Genomic DNA, 22786 nt, shown 5'->3' on the forward strand with positions numbered 1-22786 from the left:
CGCAATGGTCCGGCATGTTGGGTCTTATGGAGTAGCCAGACTGTCGGACACAAACATTTTTTCCGCGTGGGAAAAATGGGTCGTGACATCCGGGCAGGCCGGCCATCACCTGCCTGCCCGGTTTTCGCGCGTTCGAAGCGTTACCTGGCGAGCCGCGCCGGAGAACCCTCCCATGACGTGCCGGTGGGCAGCGTCTCGCCCTTCATGACCACCGAGAGATCGCCGAGCTGCGCGTCCTCGCCGATTTCGGCGTCGTAGAGAACGATCGCGTAGGAGCCGATCGTGGCGCGATGGCCGACTTTGACGCCGCTGACCTTCATGACGCGATCCTCGAAAAGATGCGTCTGGAGGCCGGCGAAATCGTTCAGGGCCACATCGTCGCCGATCTCCACGAGGTCGTGCTCGGTGATATCGGTCGTGTCCATGTAGCAGCGTCGTCCGATGCGGCAGCCGAGCAGCCGGAGATAGGCCGGCAGCCATGGGGTTCCGCGCAGCGGCTCCAGAAGGTTGGGCACGGCGAGGTTCTCGTAGGTCGCCGTCACGAGTTCGGTGCGCCAGACGAAGGGGCTCCAGAGCGGGCGCGTGGTGGGCTTGTAGCGCCCGACCACCAGCCATTTCAGCGCCACCACCGAAAAGCCGCAGGCGAGCACGAAGCCGATATAGAGGAAGGGGAAGCTCAGCGCGATCCAGAGCGCGCCATTGTCGAGATCGTCGAGATCGCCGATGACCGACAGAAGCACGCTGAAGAAGCCGAGGAACAGCGTCAGCGAGAGCGTGACGCGCACCGCCTCGATGGCGAGGCGCGTCGCGACGAGGCGAGCGCCCGGCTTGAAGCGCGCGCCTTCGTCGAACAGAGCCACGGTCTGGCGGTTCGGCAGGTTGATCGAGGGCGAGCCGAACCACGTGCCGTTCGGCTTCTCGGCGCTGCCGTCCGCCGGGGGCTTGGACAGAACGCCGATCAGAACGCCGTCGCCGATCTGCGCGCCGGTCGGCAGAAGGGCCGAATTGCCGATGAAGCTGCGATGACCGATGCGGGTGCGCGCCAGCCGGATACGGCCGGGCTCGATGCGCGCCGCGCCGAAGAGCACGGCATCGGCGATGAAGCTTTCGGGACCGATCTCCACGAGATCGGGCACGATGGCGGAGGCGGTCGAAATCTCGGCGCGCCGCCCGACCTTCACGCCCAGCGCCCGATACCATGGCGCGACATAGAGCGTGGCATAGATCGGATGGAGAAGCTGAAGCGCCAGATCGTTGATCTGCTGGACGAACCAGAAGCGCAGATAGAACCAGCCATGGATGCTGTGACTGCCCGGCACGACCTTGGGCAGGATCAGACGCTTGGCGGCCACTGTCAGCGTGCACATCAGGATGACGTAGGTGAGCGCCAGGAAAGGCGATAGAAGAAGGTAGGAATAGCCTTCCGTGTGCCAGTCGAGTTCGATCAGCAGGATAAGACCCGGCGCGATCGGCAGGAGCGCCGCGATCGGCAGGATCAAGGCGGCCAGCGTCAGCCCGGCATAGCTGAGGAATCGGCGCCGCGGCGTGATCGCCGGATGGGGTGCGGGCTCGTAGCTGCCCTGACGCTCGGCAGGCGAGCCGCTCCAGCATTCGCCCGATGGAATGGAGACGCCGGCGGGAATGGCGGACAGGTCTTCCAGCGCGGCGCGATCACCGACCGAACTGCCGCGCCCGATCACGGCCATGGAGCCGACGAAAGCCTCGCGCCCGATGCGCACCGCGCCGAGGCGCAGGAGACCGCGCTCCACCGAACTGGTGGCGAGCAGCGCATAGTCGCTGACGATCGCGCCCTCGCCGATCTCGATCAGATCGGCCGCGTCGAGATTGGCGCGCCCGATAAAGGCGTGCCGTCCGATCTTGGCACCCAAGAGACGATAATAGGCGCGAATGATCGGCGTGCCCGAGAGATAGGGCGTCGCCATCGCGTCCGAAAAGCGCCGCACGAACCACCAGCGCAGATAATAGCTGCCCCAGAGCGGATAATCGCCGGCTTTGTAGCGACCGATCACCACCCATTTGACGACGATCGAGAGAAGCAGCGCGAGCGGCGGAATCAGAATGAAGCTGAGGCCGCTGAGGATCAGCGCCGGCACCCGGTCGAAGTCGCCCGCCAGCTGGACATAGGCCAGATAGGGGAAGAACCATTGCAGACCGGCGATCGCATAGATCGGGATGAGCGCGAAGGTCTGGATCACGGCGCAGCGCCGACGGCGCGCCTTGTCAACGGGATGGAACTGCTCCTCGGCGCGGGCGCTGCCGCGCCCCATCACCTCCAGGCGCTTGGCCAGCACGCGAATGGTCGGAGCGGCGTAGAGATCCTGAATCGAGATGCCGGCCAGACCCGGCACCTTGCGGATCGCCGAAACGAGGCGAGCGGCTTTCAGCGAATGGCCGCCCAGATCCTCGAAGAAATCGTCGGTAACGGAGACTTTCTGCGGGTTCAGAACGGCGCTCCAGACGGCATGAAGCTCGTGCTCCATCTCCGTTTCGGGCGGCGTGATCTCATGGTCTTCAGCGGGCGCCGCGATCGGGCGCACCAGCGCCTTGCGGTCGACCTTGCCGGAGGCGGGCAGCGTTGGCAGCGCGTCGAGCAGCTGGTAGGCGGCGGGCCGCATATAATTGGGCAGACGATCGCGAACGCGGGCGCGCGCGGCGTTGAGGTCGATGCTGGCCCCGGTGCGCGCCACGGCGAAGGCGGCGAGGAACTCCGCGCCGTCATCGTCCTTGAAGAGATGCACCACGGCCTGCGCGACGCTGGGGTCCTCGGCGATCACGGCTTCGATCTCGCCGAGTTCGACGCGGAAGCCCCGGATCTTCACCTGCGTGTCGATGCGCCCGATGAATTCGATATCGCCGGCTGCGTCCAGCCGCACCAGATCGCCCGAACGATAGACCTTGGTCGGCTCGCCGCTCGGCGTGTCGAACGGGGTTAGGACGAATTTCTCGGCCGTGAGATCGGGCCGGTTGACGTAGCCCGCGCCGACGCCCGGCCCGCCGATCACCAGTTCGCCCTCGGCGCCGGCCGCGACGGGATGCAGCGTTTCGTCCACGATCCAGGCCGAATAGCCGGGCAGCGGGCGGCCGATCGTGACCTTACGGCCCGGCTGGACCTCGGTCCAGGTCGCGGTGACGGTGGTTTCGGTTGGGCCATAGGTGTTCAGCAGGCGCAGGCCCGGCCGCGCCCAGCGCGTGACGAGATCGGGCGGACAGGCCTCGCCGCCGAGATTGACGATGCGCAGCGCCGGCAGCGCGTTTTCGACCAGCGTCAGAAGCGAGGGCACGACATGCCAGACGGTGATCGCCTCGCGCTCGATCGCGTTGGCCATGTCGGGCCCGGCCTTGGCGAGAAGCTCGTCCGCCACGTAAAGTGCGGCCCCGGCGAAGAAGGCGCTCCACATCGTCTCGACCGACATGTCGAAGGCGAGGCTGAATCCGCCGAACACGCGGTCTTCCTCGGAGAGCGCCAGGATCGCGCTTTCCGAGCGCACGAGATGGCAGGCATTGGCGTGGCTGATCATGACGCCCTTGGGGCGTCCGGTCGTGCCGGATGTGTAGATGATATAGGCAAGATCGTCCGGCTGCGCGTCGGTTTCGGCGCGGTCCATCGGCCCGGCGGGCTCGGCGGCGAGTTCGCCGAGCTGCTGGTCGACGCTGAGCGTCGGGCGGATCATGTCGCCCGCGCGCTCTTCGCCCGTGACGATTAGAACCGCGCGGCTGTCATCGGCGATGAAGTCGATCCGGTCCTGTGGATAGGTCCAGTCCACCGGCACGTAGCAGGCCCCGGCCCAGAGCGTGCCCAGGATCGCCATATACTGGTCGAGACCGCGTGGCAGGCAGATGACGACGCGGTCTCCGCGCTTCACGCCCATGGCGCGCAGATGGTGCGCGAAGCGGATCGCGCGGTCGCGAAGCTCGCTATAGCTCAGCGAAACCCGGCGATGGGTGTCCGGGTCTTCCACCAGAAGCCGGAGGGCGCAACGGCCGGGATGGGCCAGCGCGCTCGCCTCGAACATCTCGTGCAGCATCTCGTCGCGCGCATAGGGCTCGCCGTCCCGCATGGGCGGCGTCGGCGCGATGGGAGCGAAAATCCTGGCTTCGATCCCGTTTGGCGCATCGTCATGCTCGATCAGCATCGATCTGTCTTATCCCGTTCCACCCGCTGCGGGCGCACTGCCGCGAGGACTGCATATAGACGCCGTAGCGCGAGATGAAGACGGCGGAAGCATGACGGGCAGACTTCCTGCGGTGGCTAAGAACCCTACACGGGATCGTGATCGAGCGCTCATCGGCTGGCGATGGGCGCGTTTAGGGAGCGCGCCGTTTCTATGTCGAAGCGCCCGCCGTCAGATCGATGCGAAATAGGTCTGGGAGAAGGACGTCGCCGAGATCGGGCGGCCGAAGAGATAGCCCTGCCCTTCGAGGCATCCTTGCGCGCGGAGCGCCGTTTGATGCGCTTCCGTCTCGATGCCTTCCGCGATCACGTCCACGCCGAGCCGTCGGCCCAGGAGCAGGATCGATTCCACCACGGCCTTGTCGAGTTCGGACGTGTCCATGCCCTGAACGAAGCTTCGGTCGATCTTCAGCCGGGTGAGCGGGAAATCGCGCAGGCTGGAGAAGGAGGCATAGCCTGTGCCGTAATCATCGAAGGCGATGCCGACGCCGTTTTTCATCAGCCGACCCAGCATGGATTTCAGCCTCGCGTCGGCGCTGAGCTGAACCGTTTCGGGGATTTCGAGCTCGAGGGCATCGCCGCCGAGCCCCTGCTGCGCCAGAGCCGCTTCGACCTTGGCGCCGAGCGCGGGGTCCTGAAGCTGTGCGGCGAAGAGGTTGACGCCCATGCGGAAGCTCGGCTGTGTGCGCCGCCAGATCGCTGCCTGACGACAGGCTTCCTCGACGATCCAGTCTCCCACCTCGATGGCGAGCGGATTTCCTTCCAGAACCGACAAGAACCGATCCGGCGTCAGGATGCCTTCCACCGGATGACGCCAGCGCAGCAGGGCTTCGGCGCCCGTCAGCGAGAGATCGGTCAGCGCGTATTGCGGCTGGTAGAAAAGTTCGAATTCCTTCCACTCGATCGCGTCGCGGATTTGCCGGCGGGAGGCGTTGAGCTTCATGGCCTTGCGACGCATCACGGGAGCAAACCAGACGGCACGCCCACGCCCCTGCCCCTTGGCGACGTAGAGCGCCGTGTCGGCCGAGGACAGGAGCGCCGATGGCGTTCGGCCATGCTCGGGCGCGCGCGCCATGCCGATGCTGGCACCCAGAAACGCCATTTCATCCCCGACCCAAACCGGCTGGGAAAGGGTCGTGATCACCTCCTGCGCCACGAGGGGGCAGCGCGCGGACGCATCCTCGCCGCCGAGGACGATGGTGAACTCGTCGCCGCCGAACCGCGCCACGATGTCGCCCGGTTTGATGCAGCCGAGCATTCGAAGCGCCACGACCTTCAGAACCTCGTCGCCATTCTCGTGACCGAGCGTGTCGTTGACGTCCTTGAACCCGTCGAGGTCGATCATGAGAACGGCAAAGGTCCGTCCGCTTTCGCGCAAGCGCTCGATATGGTCGGTCAAAGCGGCGCGATTGGCCAGGCTGGTCAGCGGATCGCGGCTGGCGAGTTCGGCCACGAAACGCTCGCGTGCCTTGCGTTCCCTCGTATCGCGGACGATGTACCCGAAGCAGCGCTCACCGTTTTCCAGCCAGGTGCAGCAGGTCAATTCCACGGAAGCGCGCTGGTTGCCGGCCGCCAGAACCTCGAACTCGAAGCTCGTATTGAGCTTCGACAAGGCCGCCGCCTCGAACGCGTCACCGAACTGTGCCTCCGGTACGTTCACACGGTCGATATGGCAGCCGATCATCTCTTCGCTGGATAGACCGTGAAGCCGCTCGCAGGCCGCATTCCAGAAGGTGACGATGCCGTTCGCGTCGGTGCAGCAGATTCCATCGATGGAGTTCATGGCGATCTGCCGGAAGCGCTCCCCACCCGCCTCATGCTGGGCATTGACGCGGAGCCATTCCGCTTGGAGCGCGCGTTGACCGCGCGCCTGGGGCTGGTCGTAGCCGTCCTGACCGGCTTCGCTGAGCGAGCCCGAAACGCGAACCAAAGCCCCGGAAGCGTCGCGCAGGATCGTCCCGACAAAGCGGTACCAGCGCTCGCCATCCATCAGCGTAGACAGCCGGAAGCGTAGATCGGCGAGGCTGCTCGGTGCTGTATCGCGCAGCGCGGCGTGGACCTTGGCCAAGTTCTCCCAGAGATCGTCGGGATGGACATGCCGGAGAATGCGGAAGGCATGGCGCGACCGCGCGGAGCCCGGACGCAGGCCGACGAGGCGCGCCAACTCGCAGGAGACCGACCAGCGACTTCTCCATCCGAACGGATCGCCATCCCTCACGGCGATCTCGACCGACGCGTCCGCGATGGACCGCAGATTCGCCGTGCCGGCCGAGGCGTCGAAGGTTTCGTAGATCACCGATCCGTCCTTGTGGTCATGAACTCGGTGACCGAACCCTGCCTTTGGCTTGCGCCGCCAACTTTTTCCGATGGACCGAACGAACCTCCCGTTCACGTGATCTAATTCGTGAGCCTGACCTAAGCCCTAATCTTTTCCGCAAAATCCGCGCGCGAATACAACAAGAGCGAGTTTCGCGCGAGGCTGGTGCTGAAAACGAGCCCGCGCGCACGCCTTCAAAGTGTGGTTTCGATGCGGGCGATCAAAGCACCGGCGTCCTGATAGCCCGCCTGCGCCAGAACGCGCAGGCGGCCGGACGCCGGGGCATGAACGGCGGTTTCCATCTTCATCGCCTCCATGGACACGAGCAGCGCGCCCGCCTCCACCGCGTCGCCATCGGCGTAGCGCCAGGCTTGCAGCGTGCCGGCGACCGGCGCGGTCACGCCGTTCGGATCGCTGACCGCGGCGGCTGCCCCGCTCGTGCCCGCTGGCGCGGACAGGCCGCCGAGCCCTCTCGCGAAGCTTGCCGGCAGGCCCAGCGACACGCGCTTGCCGTCGATCTCCACGAAGAGGCGTAGCATGGCCTCGCCCGCCAGGGGCTCTGGCCGAGTCTGCGCGGCAAGGGTTTCGGCAAAATCGGTCTCGATCCAGCGCGTGTGGACGTTGAACCCGTTCTCGGCGGTGAAGTCCGGCGCGTCCAGAGCCGCGCGGTGGAAGGGCAGAACGGTGGAAACGCCTTCGATTTGAAATTCCGAAAGGGCGCGGCGGGCGCGGGCCAGCGCTTCCTCGCGCGTTGCGCCCGTCACGATCAGCTTCGCCAGCATGGAATCGAAGGCGGGATGAACGCGCGAGCCCGAGACGACGCCGCTGTCCAGCCGGATGCCAGGGCCGGACGGCGGGTCGAAACGCGTGACCTCGCCGGGCGTCGGCAGGAAGCCCTTGGCCGGGTCTTCGGCATTGATGCGGAACTCGATCGAGTGGCCGCGCGGAGCGGGCACTTCGGCGAAGGAGAGCGGCAGACCGTCCGCGATGCGGAACTGCTCGCGCACGAGATCGATGCCGGTGGTTTCCTCGGTCACGGGATGCTCGACCTGAAGCCGCGTGTTGACCTCCAGAAAGGAGATGATCCCGTCACGCCCGAGCAAGAATTCCACCGTGCCCGCGCCCGTATATCCGGCATGGGCGCAGATGGCGCGCGCCGCCTCGTGGATGCGCGCGCGCTGTTCGTCGGTCAGGAAGGGTGCGGGCGCTTCCTCGACCAGCTTCTGGTTGCGGCGCTGGAGCGAGCAGTCGCGCGTGCCCAGCACGGCGACATGGCCGTGCCGATCAGCCAGAACCTGCGCCTCGACATGGCGCGGCCGGTCGATGAAGCGCTCGACATAGCACTCGCCTCGGCCGAAGGCGCTGATCGCCTCGCGCACGGCCGAATGATAGAGTTCGGAGACCTCCTCCAGGACCCAGGCGACCTTCAGCCCGCGCCCGCCGCCGCCGAAGGCCGCTTTGATGGCGATGGGCAGGCCGTGCTCGCGCGCGAAGGCGACGACCTCCTCGGCCGTCCCGACCGGCCCGTCGCTGCCCGCGACCAGAGGCGCGCCGACCTCGGCCGCGATGCGCCGCGCCTCGACCTTGTCGCCCAGCGCCTCGATGGCCTCCGGGTCCGGCCCGATCCAGATCAGGCCGGACTCGATCACCGCGCGGGCGAAATCGGCGCGCTCGGACAGAAAGCCGTAGCCCGGATGCACTGCGTCGGCCCCGGCCTGAAGGGCGATCGCAACCAGCTTGGCACCGTCCAGATAGGTGTCGGACGGTTTGTCGCCCGACAGCGCATAGGCCTCGTCGGCCGCGCGCACGAACGGCGCGTCGGCATCGGTGTCGGCATAGACGGCGACGGAGGCGAGCCCCGCGTCGCGGCAGGCACGCACGATGCGAAGGGCGATTTCGCCGCGATTGGCGATGAGGACTTTCTTCATGGTATGTCCTGTCGATCGGAGGGCGCGATCTCGGCAAAGGGGCGGATCGGACGGAAACGGATGCGGGCGCGGATCGGAATCTGACCCGCGAGATCGAGGTGATATTCGGCGATGGTCGCGATCACCGGATAGCCGCCGGTGAGCGGATGGTCGGCGAGGAACAGCACCGGCTGGCCACTGTGGGGCACTTGGATCGCGCCGGTGGCCGTGCCCTCGCTCGGCAGTTCGGCCTGATCGCGCTTGGAGAGAGGCTCGGCCCCTTCCAGCCGGATGCCGACGCGGCTCGACTGGGGCGTCACCTCAAAGATCTGCGTTTCGAACAGGCGGATCGCCTCCTCGGTGAACCAGTCCGTGCGCGGCCCCATCACGACGTCGAGCGTCACGATCTCGCCGGGCGCGGGGCACTGGAAGGGCGGCTCCTCGGCGGGCTGCACCGCGCCGATGATGGCACCCGCGGCGGGATCGGCGCGCAGGACATGACCCGCCGCAACCGCGGGCGGGCCGACATGGGCGAGCGTGTCCGTGCTGGCGCTGCCGAGCACGGGCTCCACCGCGAACCCCCCGCGCAGCGCGAGATAGGTCCGCATCCCCTGCCGGGGCGCGCCGACTGTGAGACGGTCGCCGGGCTCCAGCGCCAGCGCCTGTCCGGTCTCTGCGGCAAGGGAGCGGCCGGATGCGTCGGTCAGGGTCAAGGGCGCGGGCGCGCCGGCAAGCGCGATCACGGCTGCCTCGCGCGCTTCCACCCGAAAGCCGCCGCTGGTGATCTCGAGAACCGGCGCGTCGCTTCGATTGCCGACGAGCCGGTTGGCCAAGCGCATCGCGCCCGTATCGAGAGCGCCCGAGGCCGAGACGCCCTGCCCCGTTTCGCCGAAACGTCCGCGATCCTGAAACAGGGCTGGCATGGGCGCGGCCTGAACGAGAAGCCCGCCGGGCGCGGTGTCGGGCTCCGGGGCCCGTGTGGCCCGCGCTGCGATGTCGCCCTTCAGGCGCGCGGCTTCAGTGGCGTCGATCGGCACGAAGCGCACGCGGTCTCCCGGCTGGAAGAAGGCGGGCGGCGTGCGCGTGAGGTCCCACATGGGGACCGGCGTCGTGCCGATCAGCTGCCAGCCGCCGGGGCTCGTCTGCGGATAGACGCCGCTGAAAGCGCCGGCCAGCGCCACCGAGCCCGCCGGAATGCGCGTGCGCGGGCTTTGCCGGCGCGGCACATGTAGCGCGGGGTCGCCGCCCACGAGATAGCCGAAGCCCGGCGCGAAGCCGGAAAAGGCGACGGTGAACTCCGAGCCGACGTGCCGTGCGATCACCTCCTCGACGCCAAGGCCCGTGAGGCGCGCAACCTCTTCCAGATCCTCGCCGTCATACAGCGTCGGCACTTCGACCAGCGCGCCCCGTCGCTCCGGCGGACGCGACAGGTCGCGCTCGGCCAGCCGCGCGGCCAGCCTCTCGGCGGAGATGAGATCCCGCTCGAAGCGGATCATCAGCGTGCGCGCGGCGGGGATGACCTCTTCCACGCCCGCAACGGGCTCGGCCTGGAGCGAGGCGAAAAGGGCGAGCGTTTCGTTCAAGTCCGCGAGTTCGACCAGAAGGGTCCGCAGACTGACCGGCAGGATGCGCATGGCGGAACCTCAGACGTGATAGGCGGCGTCGGGAATGTCGGTCACGAACATATGCCCCGGCGAATGGGTGATGGCGAAGGGCACGCCGGACGCCATGACGGCCGCCTGCGGGGTCACGCCGCAGGCCCAGAAGACCGGCACTTCGCCGGGCTCGATGCGCACCGCATCCCCGAAATCGGGCTTGGCGAGGTCGCGGATGCCGAGCCGCTCGGGCGCACCGACATGAACGGGCGAGCCGTGCACGGCCGGAAAACGCCCCGAGATCATCGCGGCATCGGCCACGCGCTCGGGCGCGATCGGGCGCATGGAGACGACGAGATGGCCTCTGAGCCGCCCCGCCGGGCGGCAGGGCTGGTCGGTCAGATACATCGGCACATTGGTGCCATCCGTGATGTGGCGGACATCGATCCCGGCCTCGACCAGCGACGTCTCGAAGGTGAAGGAACAGCCGATCAGAAAGGCGACGAGATCGGAATGCTCGGCCCAGGCGGCGCTGGCATCGGGCACCTCCTCCGCCAGCTTGCCATCGCGCCAAATGCGATAGAGCGGCAGGTCGGTGCGCAGGTCCGCGCCGGGCGCCAGCACTGTGGAGAAGGAGCTGGCATCCGTCACGTCCAGCACCGGACAGGCTTTCGGATTGCGCTGGGCATAGAGCAGGAAGTCGAAGGCCCAGTCGCGCGGCAGCACGATCATGTTGGCCTGCGTCAGGCCGGGGGCGACGCCCGCCGTCGGCGCGATATGGCCGGCGCGGTAGCGAAGACGGGCGTCCCGCGCGCTGTCGATCTGGGCGGCGGTCGCGAGCGCGCTCATGCCGCGTGATCCGTGAAGCTCTTGATAGTGATGCCGTCCCGCTCGAAGGCCTCGCGCACCGCGCGCGCGATGGCGACCGCGCCGGGGCTGTCGCCGTGAACGCAGATCGAGCGCGCCGCGAGGCGGATCGTGGAGCCGTCGATGGCGGTGAGCGTGCCATGTTGGGCCAACTGCACCATGCGGGCCGCGACGAGTGCGGGGTCATGGATCACCGCGCCGGCCTCGCGGCGCGAGACCAGCGTGCCTTCCGGCGTATAGGCGCGGTCGGCGAAGGCCTCGGCGACGGTGGCGAGCCCGGCCGCCTCGGCCTGCGCCAGGATCGGCGCGCCGGCCAAGCCCATCAGCACGAGCGATGGGTCGGCAAGGCGGATGCCCTCGATCACCGCGCGGCCCTGCTTGGCGTCGCCCGCGATGCGGTTGTAGAGCGCGCCATGCGGCTTGACATAGGTCACGCTTGTGCCCGCCGCGCGAGCGAGACCCTGGAGCGCGCCGATCTGGTAGACGACATCGGCCACCAGCTCGTCATGGGCCACGTCCATGTCGCGCCTGCCGAAGCCGACGCGATCGGGATAGGAGACGTGAGCGCCGACCGAGACGCCTCGCGCCGCCGCCTCGCGCAAACTGCGCAGCAAGCCCGCCGGGTCGCCCGCGTGGAAGCCGCAGGCGATGTTGGCGCTGGAGACGATGGAGAGCATGGCGGCATCGTCGCCCATGGCCCAGGCCCCGTAGCCCTCGCCGAGATCGCTGTTGAGGTCGATGGCGGACATGGAGGACTCCTTTTGCGGATCAGCGGCTGAGGAATGCGAAGATCGGGCCGATGGAGCGATAGCCCATCCACCAGGTCAGCGCGGCGGTGGCGACGCCGAGACCGAAGAGCCAGACAGGATGACGGTAATCGCCCATCAGATCGCGCCGTGCCCAGGCGGCGTAGAGGATGATGGTCAAACCGATCGGCAGGACAAGTCCGTTGAAGCCGCCGACGAAGACGAGGAGGGCGGCGGGCGTCGTGCCGATGGCGAGGAACACGGCGAGCGACACGGAGATGAAGACGACCGTGGCCCAGGAGCGCGCGCGGTCGCTCATGCCCGTCTTGAAGGCCGTCATGAAGGAAACCGACGTATAGGCCGCGCCGATGATCGAGCTCATGCCGGCGGCCCAGAAGATCAGGCCGAAGACGCGGAAGCCGAACTCGCCGACCGCATGGCCGAAGGCCTGGGCGGCGGGGTTGGCGGTGCGGCCCGACAGGTCGAGCGTGACGCCGGAGGACACGACGCCGAGAATGCCGAGGAACAGGATGAAGCGCATGATCCCCGTCACCGTGATGCCGTTCAGCGCGGCCTTGGTGACGGAGGGGATGTTCTCCTTGCCGACCAGCCCCTTGTCGAGCAGGCGGTGCGCGCCGGCATAGGTGAGATAGCCGCCGACCGTGCCGCCGACGATCGTGGTAATGGTCGGGAAGTCGATCACATCGGGCCAGACGGTCTGGCGCAGCGCCTCGCCCACCGGCGGGCTGGCGGAATAGGCGACGAAGAGGATCAGCGCGATCTTGATGACGCCGAGCGCGATCATCGTGCGGTCCATCACGCCGCCGGCCCGCTTGTTCAGGAAGATGCCGATGGCGAGCAGCGCCGAGAGTGCGCCGCCGATTTTCGGATCGAGGCCCACCAGTGCGTTGAGGCCGAGCCCCGCGCCCGCGACATTGGCGATGTTGAAGAACAGGCCGCCGAGGATCACGAGGAAGGCCAGAAGATAGCCCGAGCCCGGGATCGCCGCGTTGGCGATGTCGGAGGCGCGCATTCGCGTGGCGGCGACGATCCGCCAGATGTTGATCTGGACGATGTAGTCGATGATCACCGAGGCCAAGATGCCGAAGGCGAAGGCCGCGCCCATGGTCTGGGTGAAGGTCGCCGTCTGAGTGATGAAGCCGGGACCGCTGGCGGCCGTCGCCATCAGGAACACCGCCGAGATCAGCGCGAAGCGCTTGGACTCGTTGCCGCGCCCGAAGGTCGATGAGGCGGGCGGCACGTCGGGTCGAGGCGAAGGGACTGGATTCATGCGTCTTGGCTCCCGTGACAGCGGCCCGCGCCGTGTTATTGAGGCGGAATTGGGGAGAACTGTCGTTTGAAAGAACGATTTCGTCAAGATTGTTCAACGATCTTTGCAATCCTGTTCTGCAATCTGTGCAGCTGTTGAGCATCGCGCTCGATGATTGATCGGGCTCGTGCCCCTCTCCTGTGCATTTCGCGATCCATCCGCTTGGCCGCTCCGGCGGTGGGCTTGATGTCGGCCCTTGCTTGGCGGATGGTCCGCCGACGATGGGAGAGGCAGGGCGAAGGAACGGCGATGCCGACGCGCGAGGTCAGGAACGCCTTTTGGACCAGCAGGCGCGGCCTGCCGCGTTGAGCGCCGTTGCGAGCAACACGACCTCGCTGATCGCGCGGGTCGCCGAGGCCTTGCGCGACCGCATCATCGCGGGCGAGTTAAGGCCGGGCGAGCGCTTGTCGGAAACCGCGCTGGCGGCGAGCTTCGACGTGTCGCGCAACACGCTGCGCGAGGTCTTCCGTCTTCTCACCAAGGACGGGCTTCTGCGGCACGAGCCTCATCGCGGCGTCTTCGTGTCCGTGCCCTCGGCCGCTTCGATCCTCGACATCTACCGTGCGCGCCGGATGCTGGAAGGCCGAGCCTTGGCCGGTGCCTATCCCGGCCATCCGGCGGTGGCGCGCATGCGCGCGGCGGTGGCGGAGGCGCGCGCCTGTTGCGAAGAGAGGGATTGGCAGGGGGTCGGCAGCGCCAATATGCGCTTTCACGCCGCCGTCGTGGATCTTGCCGACAGCCAACGCTTGTCGGACTTCTACGCGCAGGTCGCCGCCGAGCTGCGCCTGTGCTTTGGCCAGCTGCGCGACCCTGAGCTTCTTCACGCGCCCTATATCGAGATGAACGCCGCCATTCTGGCCGATGTGGAGGCCGGGCGCATGAGCGAGGCGAGCGAGGCGATGGAGCGCTATCTCGCCCAGTCCGAACGCACGATCCTCGCCGCCTTGGCGCGCGTGACGCCGGGCGGCTGAGACCGGCGCAAGAGCGCGTTGGCTGTCGGTGGCGTTCAGCCTCGGCATCGCGGCCGGAAACCGCCGTATATCCTGGCCTCGGTGGTTGCTCAGGTCAAACGCGCTGGAGCGTGTCGGACCGTTCCGCCAATTCAGCGATCAGCGAGCGGATATGGGTTTCGAGCCGGCTCGCGCCTTCCTCGGCCGGGCCGAAATTGTCGATCCGGAGGAAGCGCCACACGCCCTCGCCGGCTTCCACCGGAACCGAGCGGGCGATGCGCGCTTCGATCTCCTCGCGCGTTTCGCGCCCGCGCGCGGCGATCCGGGCCACCAGAACCTCGCGCGGCGCGGTGATCTCCACCACCGCCAGCCGGGGGAAGCGGTCCGTCGCCGTCTTCAGCGAGCGCCGCGAGAGATTGGCGATCACGAGCGCCCCGTTCGACACCTCGTCCGCGACGGAGCGCGGCAGGCCGTAGGCCAGGCCATGCGCGCGCCATGTCAGGCAGAAATGGCCCTCGGCTTCCGCTCGGGCGAAGGCCTCCTCCTCCAGCGTGTCGTGCAGTTCCGAGCCGCCGTCGCAGGCGCGGGTGATGACGCGGCGCGCAAGCGACAGGCGCGGCTCGTCCCCCAGCCGTTCCAGCGCCAGACGGATCAGCGTGTCCTTGCCGGCCCCGCTCGGGCCGACAACGGCGAGCAGGATGCCGGCGGAGTGGGGTACGCGATCAGGCGACACGGCGGCCCCCGCGCCAGACGCCGCGCACGACCGGCGTCGCGACCTTGCCCTCCGGCGCGTGGACGCGCACCAGATCGGCACGAAGCCCGGTGGCGAGCGCGCCGCGATCGGCAAAGCCGGCGACGCGGGCGGGGTTCGCCGAGACCATGCGCACCGCCGCGCACAGGCCGATCGTCTCAGCCAGAACGAAGACGGCCTGAACCAGGCTGAAGGGCACGTAATCGGAGGAGAGAACGTCGAGCAGGCCCCGCTCCATCAGCGCGGCCGCCGAGATATTGCCCGAATGCGAGCCACCGCGCACGACATTGGGCGCGCCCATCAGCACCGCCAGGCCGCTTTCATGCGACAGGCGCGCGGCTTCCAACGTGGTGGGAAATTCGGCGAGCGCGACGCCAAGCGCGCGGCTTTCCTCCACATGCGCCGCCGTCGCGTCGTCATGCGAGGCGATGGCGATGCCGGCCTTGTGGCAGGTCTCGGCGATGGCGCGGCGATGGCGCTCGGAATAGGTCTGTGAATCCTTGATCCGCCGGGCGCAGAAGGCTTCGAACACCGGGTCCGACATGCCCGTCTTGCCTTGGTAATAGACGCGGTAGGTTTCGAGATCGACGAATTGCCGCTGGCCGGGCGCATGGTCCATGAGCGATGCGAGGCGCACCAGAGGATGCGAGCCGAGCCGCTCGAACGAGGGGAGCACGTCCTCGGCCGAGACCTCACAGCGCAGATGCAGGAAATGCTCGGCGCGCAGGTCGCCGCGCTCGCTCGCCGCGCCGATCGCGTCGGCCATGAGCTGCATGTCCGCGCCGCCGAGCTGGGCGTCCTCGTCCATCCCCACGCGCAGCGCGTCGAAAACCGTGGTGATGCCGGAGGCCGCGACCTCGGCGTCATGCGCCTGAAGCGCGGCATGGATATTCCAGCGCACCTTGGGGCGCGGCAGGTAATGGCCTTCGAGATTGTCGGTGTGAAGCTCCACGAGTCCGGGCAGAAGATGGTCGCCCTCGCAGTCCACGCCGCCGCGAACCGGCCCGGCGGAGATATCGGCGATGCGCCCCTCGCGCACGAGGAGGCTGCCCTCCACCACCTCGTTCGGCAGGACGATGAGGGCGTTGGTGAAGACCTGTTCGGTTTGGGTGGTCATGGCGTGGGCGTTCATGGCTGGCTTCGCAACGGATGGCGGGAATGGACGACGAAAGGGCCACCGGGCTCGGGCTCGACGAAAAGGGCCAGCCCATCGACCGGCAGAGGCTGGCCGAGAACCAGTTCGAAATGCCGGGCGAGCGTGGCTTGGATGGGCGCTGCCGCCTCGTCCGGCACGCGCCCGGTCAGCGTCATGTGAAAGCGGAAATCCTCGAACACATGGGGATAGCCCCAGTCTTCGAGATGCCGGCGCTGGCGCGTGGTGAGCGTCTCGGGCCGTCGGCGCTCCCATTCGCGGGTGGACAGCGGCGCGCGGAAGCGCTCGAAACCGCGCACGCACTCGCCGGCCAGCTTATCCAGCGCCGGCTCCGTTTCGTCCGGCACCAGCGCGAAGAATTGGGCGATGCGCCGCAAAGCGAGGCGCGAGATGGTAGGCGCGGCATGCGCGTCGCAGAACGCGGCGAACGCCTCGTCCAGCGCCGGTAGGGACGCGTCGTCGGCGAGGCGAAAGGGCGCCTTCATCGTGGCGTGGAAGCCGTAGCGCGCGGGCTCCGCAACGATCGCCGCGCGCTCGGCGTCGAGGGGGCGGGCGGCCGCGCCGTCGAAGGCATCCCGCCCCAGCCAGTCGGCGGCCAGACGCGTGAGGGGCGCGTCGGCGGGCGGGGTGAAGTAGATCGCGGCTCTCATCAGATGACGCGCTTTCGCAGGAACTGGGACAGGAGATCCATGAGACTCACCGTCAGAACGATGATGACCAGCATGGCCGAGGCCTGCGGATAGTAGAAGCCCCGGATCGACTCGAACAGGACCTGTCCGATGCCGCCCGCGCCGATGACGCCGAGGACGGTCGCCGAGCGCACATTCGACTCCAGCCGGTAGAGCGAGAAGGAAATCCAGAGCGGCAGGACCTGCGGGATCACGCCATAGATCACCTGTTGCAGCCGCGAGGCCCCGGTGGTGCGGATCGCCTCCACCGGGCGCGGGTCGATCGCCTCGACGGCCTCGGAAAACAGCTTGGCCAGAATGCCGGTCGTGTGAATGAAGAGCGCCATGACGCCCGCGAACGGCCCGAGGCCGACCGCCACGACGAAGAGCACGGCGAAGACCACCTCGTGAATGGCGCGGAAGAGGTCCATCAGCCGGCGCGCGGGATGATAGACCCAGGCGGGGGCCATGTTCTCGGCCGAGAGGATGCCGAAGGGCACCGACAGAAGAACGGCCAGAAACGTGCCCCAGATCGCGATCTGCACGGTCACGATCATTTCGGAGAGATAAAGCTGCCATTCCGAAAAATCGGGATGCAGGAAGGCGCTGCCATATTCGGCCATGTTGCCGGCATCGGTGAAGAGATAGGTCCAGCGGCCCATATCGGCCGGGACCCAACTCCAGGCGAGCGCGCCCGCGATCAGCGCCAGCGTGGCGAGCGAGCCAAGGGAGCCGCGCGCGCCCTGCGCCCTCGTCGCTGTGCCCGTCTCGGAGATCGTGTTCGCTTGGGTCATGAGGTCTCGTCACCTGTCAGGACGGGAAGGCGCCGGGGCGAGACGTCGCCCCGGTGCGCGAGGAATGGATCAGCCCTGCGGAAGCTTGGCGAGCGCGGCTTCGTAAGCGGCCTTCTTCTCTTCCAGCGGCTTGATCTTTTCGGCCTTCTCAGCGTCCGACAGCTTGGCGTCGCCCTTGGCCTGCGCGATCGACTTCGTCATTTCCATGATGCGGATCGGGAGGAGCTGATCGTCGTTGGACGGTCGGAAGGTGGTCCATTGCAGCTCGTTCAGAACCGCGAGTTCATGGGCCTTGTCGCCCTTGGAGCGATCGGTGCCGTAGTCCAGGATGAAGGTGCGCAGCTTGTCCTTGGCTTCCGGGGCCAGATCCTTCGCCCAGACCAGCGGATCGGACGGGATCAGCGGCGACTTCCAGATCACCTTGACCTTGCCATAGGCAGCAGGCTGGTTCTTCTCCAGAAGCTCCAGGTTTTCCGTGTTGTTGGCGGCCGCGTCCAGCTGGCCGTTGGCGACGCCCATCGCGTTGGTTTCATGATTGGCGTTGGTGACGTTCTTGAAGCAGGCCTTGGGGTCGATGCCTCGCGCCGAGAAGATGAAGGTCATCGGCACGAGATAGCCCGAGGTCGAGTTCGGGTCGCCCAGACCGAAGTTCAGCGACTTGTCGCATTTGAGGAGATCGTCCAGCGAATTCAGCTTGGACGAGGCCGGCGCGAGGATCACCGACCAATAGCCCGGCGTGCCGTTGGCATGAACGGTCTGGGCGAAGATCTCGCCATTGGCGCGGTCCACGGCCTCCATCGCCGCCTTGTTGCCGTACCAGGCGAGCTGCACCTTGCCGAAGCGCATCCCCTCAATCACGCCGGCATAGTCGGACGCGAAGAAAGGCTTGATGTCGAGCCCGGTTTCCTTCGCCATGTCGGCGAGGAAGGGCTCCCATTTGGGCCGCAGGTTCTGCTGCGATTCCGTGGAAATGATGCCGAAATTGACGGTCTCGGCGAGAGCCGAACCAGCGAAAGCGGAGGCGAGCAGAAGCCCCGCCAGACCCTTGAGGATTGCGTTCATGGCAGTCTCCGATGGTGTCAGAAAAACTCAGACGGCCTCGAGGGCTCCGAGCGAGGGATGGCGCACCGGCTCCGGCCGGCGCGGGGGCGCTGCCGCCGGGGCGTCCGGCAGGAGCAATTCTTCCGAGGCCGAGCCGTAAAGCTCGGACAGGAACTCGTTTGTCAGCGCTGATGACGGCCCGTCATAGACGATGCGCCCGTCGCGCATGGCGATGGTGCGCGGGAAATAGCGCCGGGCGTAATCGACCTGATGCAGCGACACGAGAACCGTGATTTTGTCGTCGCGGTTGATCGAGGCGAGCACGTCCATCACGCGCTTGGCCGAGGCGGGGTCGAGCGAGGCGATGGGCTCGTCCGCGATCAGGATGCGCGCGCCCTGCACCAGCGTGCGCGCGATGGCGGCGCGCTGCTGCTGGCCGCCGGATAGCGTCGAGGCGCGCTGCGCCCCGGCAGGGCCGATGCCGACGCGCTCCAAAGCTTCGCGCGCCTTGGCCTTTTCGGATGGGCCAAACAGGCCGAGCGTGCCGCGCCAGCGCGGGATGCGGCCGAGCGCGCCGATCAGGACATTGGCGAGAACGCTCAGGCGATGCACCAGATTGAACTGCTGGAAGATCACCGACACGTCGCCGCGCACGGATTTCGCGCCCTTCAGCATCCGCCCGCCGGCCTGGACGGGCGTGCCGAAGAGGCTGATGCCGCTCCCCTCGCCTTCGCCCGTCTCCAGGCCGGCGATGTGGCGGATGAGCGTCGACTTGCCTGAGCCCGAAGCGCCGATCAGCGCCACCATCTCGCCGGCATCGATGGAGAGGCTGACGTCGCTCAGCGCCTGCGTGTTCCAGAATCGCTTGGACAGTCGAGTGATGCGGATCGCGGTCATGGCGTCGTCCCTCATCTCGTTCCGGCGGAGCATGTCACGCCATGTTGGGCTGTCGGTGACATCGGGGTTAAGCTTTGGTGACGATCTCGTAGGCGTCGAGAAACGCCTCCGCGCCGAGCCGGCGGAAGTCGGCAAGCGCCTCGAAGAGCTTGTCGTGCGACCAGTCCCACCAAGCGAGCGCGTCCATGCGCTTGCCCGTAGCGGCGCTGAAGCGCTCGCGGATCAGCCGGGCCGGGACCCCCCCGACGATCGTGTAGGGTTCGACGTTGCGCGTCACCACCGCGCCCGAGCCGACCACCGCGCCATTGCCGATCGTGATGCCCGGCAGGATCGTGACGCCGTGCCCGATCCAAGTGTCGTGGCCGATCGTCACCGCATTGGCGCGGCGGGCCGCGAAGAACTCGGCCTCGTCGCTCGCACCCTCGAAATAGTCGCCGGCCCGATAGGTGAAGTGATGGAGCGTCGCGCGCTCCACCGGGTGGTTCGTGGCGTTGATGCGCACGGCCGCGGCGATATTGGCGAATTTGCCGATGCGGGCGCGCCATATGCGGCAATCCTGCATGACGTAGGAATAGTCGCCGAGTTCGCTCTCGGCGACATAGGAATGCGCCTCGACCTCGGTGTAGCGGCCGAAGACCGTGTCTGAAACTTCGGCCGTCGGGTGGATCAGCGGCACATGCTCGTTGAGCTTGGTCATCAGGCAGCCTTCCGGGCCGAGAATTTGGAAATGTCGAGAATGCGGGTGGCGACCGCCGCGCGCACCGGCTCGTCGTGGAAAATGCCGAGAATGGCGGTGCCGGCGTCCAGCTTCTCGCGGATCATGCCGACCACGACATCGCGGTTGGCGGCGTCGAGCGAGGCGGTCGGCTCGTCCAGAAGCAGGATCGGATGATCGGTCAGGAAGCCGCGTGCGATGTTCACGCGCTGCTTCTCGCCGCCCGAAAAGGTCGCGGGCGGCAGGTCGAACATGTCGGGCGAGAGGTTTAGGCGGCGCAGCATGGCGCTGGCGCGCTCCTGCGCTTCCTCTCGCGCCACGCCCCGCCGGCGCAGCGGTTCGGCCACGACATCCAGCGCCGAAGCGCGGGGCACGGCCCGCAGGAACTGGCTGACATAGGCGATGGCGCGCTCGCGAAGGCCCAGAACCAACCTTGGATCGCCCGCGCCGAGATCGTGCATCGCGCCGTCCAGGGGGTCGCGCACCAGGATGGAGCCGCGATCCAGCGCGTAATTGCCATAGACCATGCGCAGGATGGACGACTTGCCGACGCCAGAGGGGCCGCCGAGCACGACGCATTCGCCCGGATGCAGCGCGAAGCCGACATTCTCCACCACGGGCAGGCGGATCGAGCCGCGCAGATGCATGGTGAAGGACTTGGCGACGCCTTCGGCCACGAGAAGCGGCTGGTTGGCAGGGCTTGAGGACAGGACGGTCATCGTCAGGACTCCGGGATCGAGGCGACGAGAAGCTGGGTATAGGGGTGGTGCGGGTCGTCCAGCACGCGGTCCGTCAGCCCCTCCTCCACGATGCGCCCGGCCTTCATCACGATCATGCGCTGGGACAGAAGGCGGGCGACGGCGAGATCGTGGGTCACGATGATCACCGACAGGCCAAGATCGGCCACCAGCGCGCGCAGAAGATCGAGAACGCGCGCCTGCACGGAGACGTCCAGGCCCCCGGTCGGCTCGTCCATGAAGACGAGACGGGGATGGGTGACGAGGTTCCGGGCGATCTGGAGCCGCTGGCGCATGCCGCCCGAAAATTCGCTCGGCCGGTCGTCGATGCGCGCGGCGTCGATCTCGACGCGGGCGAGCCAGTCGCCCGCCGCCTCGCGCAGCTGTCCGTAATGGCGCTGGCCGACGGCCATCAGGCGTTCGCCGACATTGGCCCCGGCCGAAACCCGCATCCGCAGGCCATCGGCGGGGTTCTGGTGGACGAAGCCCCAGTCGGTGCGCATCAGAAGCCGCCGCTCGGCTTCGGTGAGGGTGGCGAGATCGCGCATCTCGCCATCACGCATATGATAGCGTACGCTGCCGGCGCTCGGCTCCAGCCGGGCCGAAAGGCAGGACAGAAGCGTCGTCTTGCCCGAGCCGGATTCGCCGACGATGGCCAGGACTTCGCCCGGCCAGAGGTCGAGCGAAATATCGGTGCAGCCGATCCGCCCGCCATAATGCTTGGCGAGATCGCGCACGGTGAGAAGCGGCGTCTCGGCGCTCATGACAGGGCCTTTCCCAGAAGCGGGCCGGCATGGCCCTCCGCGCGGCGCGTTTCGCAATGGTCGGTGTCGGAGCAGACGAACATGCGCCCGCCCCGATCGTCGGTCACGACCTCGTCCAGATAGACGCCCGTCGCCGCGCAAAGCGCGCAGCAGGTCTCGAAGCGCTGGATGGCGAAGGGATGATCCTCGAAATCGAGGCTTCGCACATCCGTGTAGGGCGGCAGCGCGTAGATGCGCTTTTCGCGGCCCGCGCCGAAGAGCTGGAGCGCCGGCGAACGATGCATCTTGGGATTGTCGAATTTCGGGATGGGCGACGGGTCCATGACATAGCGCCCCTCGACCTTCACCGGATAGGCATAGGTCGTTGCGATATGGCCGTGGCGCGCGATGTCCTCGTAGAGCTTCACATGCATGAGCCCGTATTCCTCCAGCGCGTGGAGCGTGCGCGTCTCGCTTTCGCGCGGCTCTAGAAAGCGCAGAGGCTCGGGGATCGGCACCTGATAGACGAGCACCTGCCCCTCCGTCAGCGGCGCTTCGGGAACGCGGTGCCGCGTCTGGATGATCGTCGCCTCGTGGGTTCGGGTCGTCGTCGCGACCTTGGCGACGCTCTCGAAGAAGGCACGGATCGAGACGGCATTGGTCGTGTCGTCGGCGCCCTGGTCGATCACCTTCAACACGTCGTCCGGTCCGATGATCGCGGCCGTCACCTGCACGCCGCCCGTGCCCCAGCCATAGGGCATGGGCATTTCGCGGCTGGCGAAGGGCACCTGATAGCCGGGGATCGCGATGCCCTTGAGGATGGCGCGGCGGATCATCCGCTTCGTCGCCTCGTCGAGATAGGCGAAGTTGATGGCGGGAAGAGTGAGGGTCATTCGGCGGCCTCCGCGCGCGGGGTCGTGCCCTCGTCGTCGCTCGCCTCGGCCGGGCCGGCGCGCTCCGCGTTCAACTGGCGCAACAGGTGCAGCTCGGCCTGGAAGTCGACGTAATGGGGCAGTTTCAGATGTTCCACGAAGCCGGTGGAGGCGACATTGTCGCAATGGGCGAGGACGAATTCCTCGTCCTGCGCCGGGGCGCGGCGCTCCTCGTCGAACTCGTCGGCCCGCAGCGCCCGGTCCACGAGGCTCATCGCCATGGCCTTGCGCTCGCTCTGGCCGAAGACCAGCCCGTAGCCGCGCGTGAAGCGAGCGTCCTCACCTTCGGGCGCGGAAAACTGCGCGACCATCTGGCATTCGGTAACGCGCGCCCGGCCGATCGTGATGGGGAAGCCGAGCTCGGGAAGCTCCACCTCGATCTCCACGAGGCCGATGCGGATTTCGCCGACGAACGGGTGGGTACGCCCATAGCCGCGCTGCGTGGAATAGC

The 22786-nt window shown here is 67.4% G+C and carries 19 protein-coding genes; 1 reads left to right on the plus strand and 18 read right to left on the minus strand.

Features of this window, described 5'->3' with window-relative positions; all coding sequences use genetic code 11:
• Nucleotides 1-140: 140 nt before the first annotated feature.
• From AUL36_RS13595 to AUL36_RS13625, 7 genes are all read right to left on the minus strand, one after another.
• Nucleotides 141-4154 carry a Pls/PosA family non-ribosomal peptide synthetase gene (locus tag AUL36_RS13595; RefSeq protein ID WP_062221632.1) on the minus strand — a complete coding sequence of 1338 codons (4014 nt, stop codon included), beginning with the start codon at nt 4152-4154 and terminating at the stop codon, nt 141-143.
• Nucleotides 4155-4364: 210 nt separating this feature from the next.
• Nucleotides 4365-6488 (minus strand): putative bifunctional diguanylate cyclase/phosphodiesterase, encoded by a 2124-nt coding sequence (locus AUL36_RS13600; protein WP_062221634.1) that lies wholly within the window; start codon nt 6486-6488, stop codon nt 4365-4367.
• A 215-nt stretch (nt 6489-6703) separates the two neighbouring features.
• On the minus strand, nt 6704-8437 hold the full coding sequence (locus tag AUL36_RS13605; protein WP_062221636.1) for an acetyl/propionyl/methylcrotonyl-CoA carboxylase subunit alpha: 1734 nt from the start codon (nt 8435-8437) through the stop codon (nt 6704-6706).
• Complete coding sequence (locus AUL36_RS13610; RefSeq protein WP_062221638.1) at nt 8434-10050, minus strand: carboxyltransferase domain-containing protein; 1617 nt, start codon at nt 10048-10050, stop codon at nt 8434-8436. The genes AUL36_RS13605 and AUL36_RS13610 overlap by 4 nt, the downstream gene beginning before the upstream one ends.
• A 9-nt stretch (nt 10051-10059) precedes the next feature.
• Complete coding sequence (locus AUL36_RS13615; RefSeq protein WP_062221640.1) at nt 10060-10860, minus strand: putative hydro-lyase; 801 nt, start codon at nt 10858-10860, stop codon at nt 10060-10062.
• On the minus strand, nt 10857-11627 hold the full coding sequence (locus tag AUL36_RS13620; RefSeq protein ID WP_062221642.1) for a LamB/YcsF family protein: 771 nt from the start codon (nt 11625-11627) through the stop codon (nt 10857-10859). Before AUL36_RS13620 ends, AUL36_RS13615 begins: the two co-directional genes overlap by 4 nt.
• Before the next feature lie 19 nt (nt 11628-11646).
• On the minus strand, nt 11647-12915 hold the full coding sequence (locus AUL36_RS13625) for an NRAMP family divalent metal transporter (RefSeq protein ID WP_244497126.1): 1269 nt from the start codon (nt 12913-12915) through the stop codon (nt 11647-11649).
• Between the two features lie 344 nt (nt 12916-13259).
• Here AUL36_RS13625 and AUL36_RS13630 point away from each other — a divergent pair, with 344 nt between their 5' ends.
• Nucleotides 13260-13925, plus strand: a complete 666-nt coding sequence (locus AUL36_RS13630; RefSeq protein WP_062221686.1) for a GntR family transcriptional regulator — start codon at nt 13260-13262, stop codon at nt 13923-13925.
• A gap of 94 nt (nt 13926-14019) precedes the next feature.
• Here AUL36_RS13630 and phnN read toward each other — a convergent pair whose 3' ends face one another.
• The 11 genes from phnN to AUL36_RS13685 all read right to left on the minus strand — a co-directional run.
• The gene (gene phnN, locus AUL36_RS13635) at nt 14020-14637 is read right to left on the minus strand and encodes a phosphonate metabolism protein/1,5-bisphosphokinase (PRPP-forming) PhnN (protein WP_156418386.1); all 618 of its coding nucleotides are present in this window, start codon (nt 14635-14637) and stop codon (nt 14020-14022) included.
• The gene (locus tag AUL36_RS13640) at nt 14627-15772 is read right to left on the minus strand and encodes an alpha-D-ribose 1-methylphosphonate 5-triphosphate diphosphatase (RefSeq protein WP_244497127.1); all 1146 of its coding nucleotides are present in this window, start codon (nt 15770-15772) and stop codon (nt 14627-14629) included. The genes phnN and AUL36_RS13640 overlap by 11 nt, the downstream gene beginning before the upstream one ends.
• Nucleotides 15773-15783: 11 nt before the next feature.
• Nucleotides 15784-16458, minus strand: a complete 675-nt coding sequence (locus tag AUL36_RS13645) for a DUF1045 domain-containing protein (RefSeq protein ID WP_062221648.1) — start codon at nt 16456-16458, stop codon at nt 15784-15786.
• The gene (phnE, locus tag AUL36_RS13650) at nt 16458-17270 is read right to left on the minus strand and encodes a phosphonate ABC transporter, permease protein PhnE (RefSeq protein WP_058633585.1); all 813 of its coding nucleotides are present in this window, start codon (nt 17268-17270) and stop codon (nt 16458-16460) included. Before phnE ends, AUL36_RS13645 begins: the two co-directional genes overlap by 1 nt.
• Before the next feature lie 69 nt (nt 17271-17339).
• A complete protein-coding gene (gene phnD / locus AUL36_RS13655; RefSeq protein WP_062221650.1) occupies nt 17340-18332 on the minus strand; it encodes a phosphonate ABC transporter substrate-binding protein in 993 nt (330 codons plus the stop codon).
• Nucleotides 18333-18359: 27 nt separating this feature from the next.
• Nucleotides 18360-19208, minus strand: coding sequence for a phosphonate ABC transporter ATP-binding protein (gene phnC / locus AUL36_RS13660; protein WP_062221690.1), 849 nt, complete (start codon nt 19206-19208; stop codon nt 18360-18362).
• Between the two features lie 67 nt (nt 19209-19275).
• Complete coding sequence (locus tag AUL36_RS13665) at nt 19276-19905, minus strand: DapH/DapD/GlmU-related protein (RefSeq protein WP_062221652.1); 630 nt, start codon at nt 19903-19905, stop codon at nt 19276-19278.
• A complete protein-coding gene (phnL, locus tag AUL36_RS13670; protein WP_062221654.1) occupies nt 19905-20642 on the minus strand; it encodes a phosphonate C-P lyase system protein PhnL in 738 nt (245 codons plus the stop codon). The genes AUL36_RS13665 and phnL overlap by 1 nt, the downstream gene beginning before the upstream one ends.
• 2 nt (nt 20643-20644) lie before the next feature.
• On the minus strand, nt 20645-21424 hold the full coding sequence (gene phnK, locus AUL36_RS13675) for a phosphonate C-P lyase system protein PhnK (RefSeq protein ID WP_062221656.1): 780 nt from the start codon (nt 21422-21424) through the stop codon (nt 20645-20647).
• Nucleotides 21421-22296 carry an alpha-D-ribose 1-methylphosphonate 5-phosphate C-P-lyase PhnJ gene (locus AUL36_RS13680; protein ID WP_062221658.1) on the minus strand — a complete coding sequence of 292 codons (876 nt, stop codon included), beginning with the start codon at nt 22294-22296 and terminating at the stop codon, nt 21421-21423. The genes phnK and AUL36_RS13680 overlap by 4 nt, the downstream gene beginning before the upstream one ends.
• Nucleotides 22293-22786: carbon-phosphorus lyase complex subunit PhnI (locus AUL36_RS13685; protein ID WP_192843836.1), on the minus strand; the 494-nt coding region annotated here is incomplete at its 5' end. The genes AUL36_RS13685 and AUL36_RS13680, both read right to left, overlap by 4 nt.

Origin of the sequence: Aureimonas sp. D3 (genome assembly GCF_001463805.1) — a bacterium.
Lineage (GTDB): Bacteria > Pseudomonadota > Alphaproteobacteria > Rhizobiales > Rhizobiaceae > Aureimonas > Aureimonas ureilytica_A.

Bases quoted from the DNA above. Each gene is read 5' to 3' on its own strand.
- AUL36_RS13595 (WP_062221632.1), bottom strand. From the start codon at position 4,154: ATGCTGATCGAGCATGACGATGCGCCAAACGGGATCGAAGCCAGGATT.
- AUL36_RS13605 (WP_062221636.1), bottom strand. From the start codon at position 8,437: ATGAAGAAAGTCCTCATCGCCAATCGCGGCGAAATCGCCCTTCGCATC.
- AUL36_RS13610 (WP_062221638.1), bottom strand. From the start codon at position 10,050: ATGCGCATCCTGCCGGTCAGTCTGCGGACCCTTCTGGTCGAACTCGCG.
- AUL36_RS13615 (WP_062221640.1), bottom strand. From the start codon at position 10,860: ATGAGCGCGCTCGCGACCGCCGCCCAGATCGACAGCGCGCGGGACGCC.
- AUL36_RS13620 (WP_062221642.1), bottom strand. From the start codon at position 11,627: ATGTCCGCCATCGACCTCAACAGCGATCTCGGCGAGGGCTACGGGGCC.
- AUL36_RS13625 (WP_244497126.1), bottom strand. From the start codon at position 12,915: ATGAATCCAGTCCCTTCGCCTCGACCCGACGTGCCGCCCGCCTCATCG.
- AUL36_RS13640 (WP_244497127.1), bottom strand. From the start codon at position 15,772: ATGACCACCCAAACCGAACAGGTCTTCACCAACGCCCTCATCGTCCTG.
- AUL36_RS13645 (WP_062221648.1), bottom strand. From the start codon at position 16,458: ATGAGAGCCGCGATCTACTTCACCCCGCCCGCCGACGCGCCCCTCACG.
- phnE (WP_058633585.1), bottom strand. From the start codon at position 17,270: ATGACCCAAGCGAACACGATCTCCGAGACGGGCACAGCGACGAGGGCG.
- phnD (WP_062221650.1), bottom strand. From the start codon at position 18,332: ATGAACGCAATCCTCAAGGGTCTGGCGGGGCTTCTGCTCGCCTCCGCT.
- phnC (WP_062221690.1), bottom strand. From the start codon at position 19,208: ATGACCGCGATCCGCATCACTCGACTGTCCAAGCGATTCTGGAACACG.
- AUL36_RS13665 (WP_062221652.1), bottom strand. From the start codon at position 19,905: ATGACCAAGCTCAACGAGCATGTGCCGCTGATCCACCCGACGGCCGAA.
- phnL (WP_062221654.1), bottom strand. From the start codon at position 20,642: ATGACCGTCCTGTCCTCAAGCCCTGCCAACCAGCCGCTTCTCGTGGCC.
- phnK (WP_062221656.1), bottom strand. From the start codon at position 21,424: ATGAGCGCCGAGACGCCGCTTCTCACCGTGCGCGATCTCGCCAAGCAT.
- AUL36_RS13680 (WP_062221658.1), bottom strand. From the start codon at position 22,296: ATGACCCTCACTCTTCCCGCCATCAACTTCGCCTATCTCGACGAGGCG.